The 1527-nt window shown below is 72.2% G+C and carries 3 protein-coding genes; all 3 read left to right on the forward strand.

What is annotated here, in order from left to right; all coding sequences use genetic code 11:
- On the forward strand, positions 1–207 hold a 207-nt coding region (locus VR44_RS02790), incomplete at its 5' end, for a molybdopterin dinucleotide binding domain-containing protein (protein WP_045945736.1).
- A gap of 86 nt (positions 208–293) precedes the next feature.
- Complete coding sequence (locus tag VR44_RS02795) at positions 294–968, forward strand: DUF6445 family protein (protein ID WP_045945737.1); 675 nt, start codon at positions 294–296, stop codon at positions 966–968.
- A gap of 200 nt (positions 969–1168) precedes the next feature.
- Positions 1169–1527, forward strand: a 359-nt coding sequence (locus VR44_RS02800; RefSeq protein ID WP_281187097.1) for a sigma-70 factor domain-containing protein, incomplete at its 3' end; no start/stop codon positions are given.

Here is a 1527-nt window from a genome sequence, read left to right on the forward strand (position 1 = left end):
GACGGCGCCCCGCTGGCCGTCACCTCGCGCCGCGGCCGGGCGGTGGCCCCGGCCCGGATCACCGACGCCATCAGGGCGGACACCGTGTTCATGCCCTTCCACTGGTACGGGGAGGGCCGAGCCAACACCCTCACCAACCCCGCCCTGGACCCCGTCTCCCGGATGCCGGAGTTCAAGGTCTGCGCCGTCCGCGTGGAGCCCGTCTGACCGCGTGCGCCGCCGGACCATCTCTTGCCGCACTCTTGGGGCCCGCTTTGGGGAGCCTCACAGCTGTCGCAACTAGCGTTCCGCGCATGTCACTCCGACCCCCGAACGCCCTTCCCGTGCTCCCCTACCGCAAGCCCACCCGCGGCCGCGACTACTGGGTGCTGGACGACGTACTGCCCGACGTGGACGCCGTACGCGAACGCTGTCTGGCCAAGGACGACTGGGTCCAGGGCGCCCCGCACAAGCCCGAGCCCTGGCCCGGCCTGCGCGCCATGCCCGCCCTGGAGCCGGCCGAACTCGCCCACGTGGAGAAGCTGGTGAGGCAGGCCACCGGGGCGAAGCGGATCTGGGCCGAGGACCCCGCCGGAGCCGGCACCTTCAACCACAACTGCGTGCAGGTCGTCGGCGAGGGGGAGTGCGAGTCCCGCCCGCACACCGACTCCCGCACCCTGTGCCGCTACGCCGCCGTGCTCTACCTGACCCCCGGCATACCCAAGGACTGCGGCACCAGCTTCTACCGGCAGAGCCTCCCCGGCGGGGTCCTCGGCGGCAACCAGGTCCTCGCCCCGCACAACAACCTCGTCGACGCCCTCGGCACCCGCTTCGTCCCCGAGGACTCCTTCACCGAGGACCTCCGCGTCCCCCACCGCTACAACCGCCTCCTGCTCTACTCCGCCAACCTGATCCACAGCGCCACCGGCTACTGGGGCACCACCCTCGAGGACAAGCGGATGACGGCCGTCTTCTTCTGGATGGCCTGATCCGGAGCCACGGCCCGGCACGGGCGGCCCCGATCGTCTCGGACATGAGTCCGATCCGCATCGGGGTTGCCGCCGGGGGGTAACCATCCGGTCACGCAGCGGGCCCAGAAAGTGCCCGCACGCCCCTCGTGGCGGCGATGTGTCGTACCCCACACTGAGGTGCGGTGCCACCGTCCTCGGAGCCCCTGGAGGTCGCCCCCGTGCAGACCCGGACCCTGACCGTGAACGTGAGCCACCCCGCCGGCAGCCCGTTCCACGCCGGTGAAGTCGCAACCGCAGAGGCCGAGGCCGAGGCCGTGGACGAGACCCCAGACGCCGCACACGAAGCCGCCGAGCACGACGGGGACGACGGACCCGAGGTGCTCGAACTCATCGAACAGCCCGCCCGGCAGCCCGGCCGCGACCCCGCCGGCCCGGCCGGCGGCGGCCCCTCCGCCGACCTCTTCCGCCAGTACCTGCGCGAGATAGGCAGGATCCCGCTCCTCACCGCCGCGGAAGAGGTGGAACTCGCCCGGCGGGTGGAAGCGGGACTCTTCGCCGAGGAGAAGCTCGGCGGCGC

The organism is Streptomyces katrae (assembly GCF_000966975.1).
Lineage (GTDB): Bacteria > Actinomycetota > Actinomycetes > Streptomycetales > Streptomycetaceae > Streptomyces > Streptomyces katrae.

Excerpts from the sequence above, each read along its gene's own strand:
- VR44_RS02795 (WP_045945737.1), top strand. The coding sequence starts at position 294 with ATGTCACTCCGACCCCCGAACGCCCTTCCCGTGCTCCCCTACCGCAAG.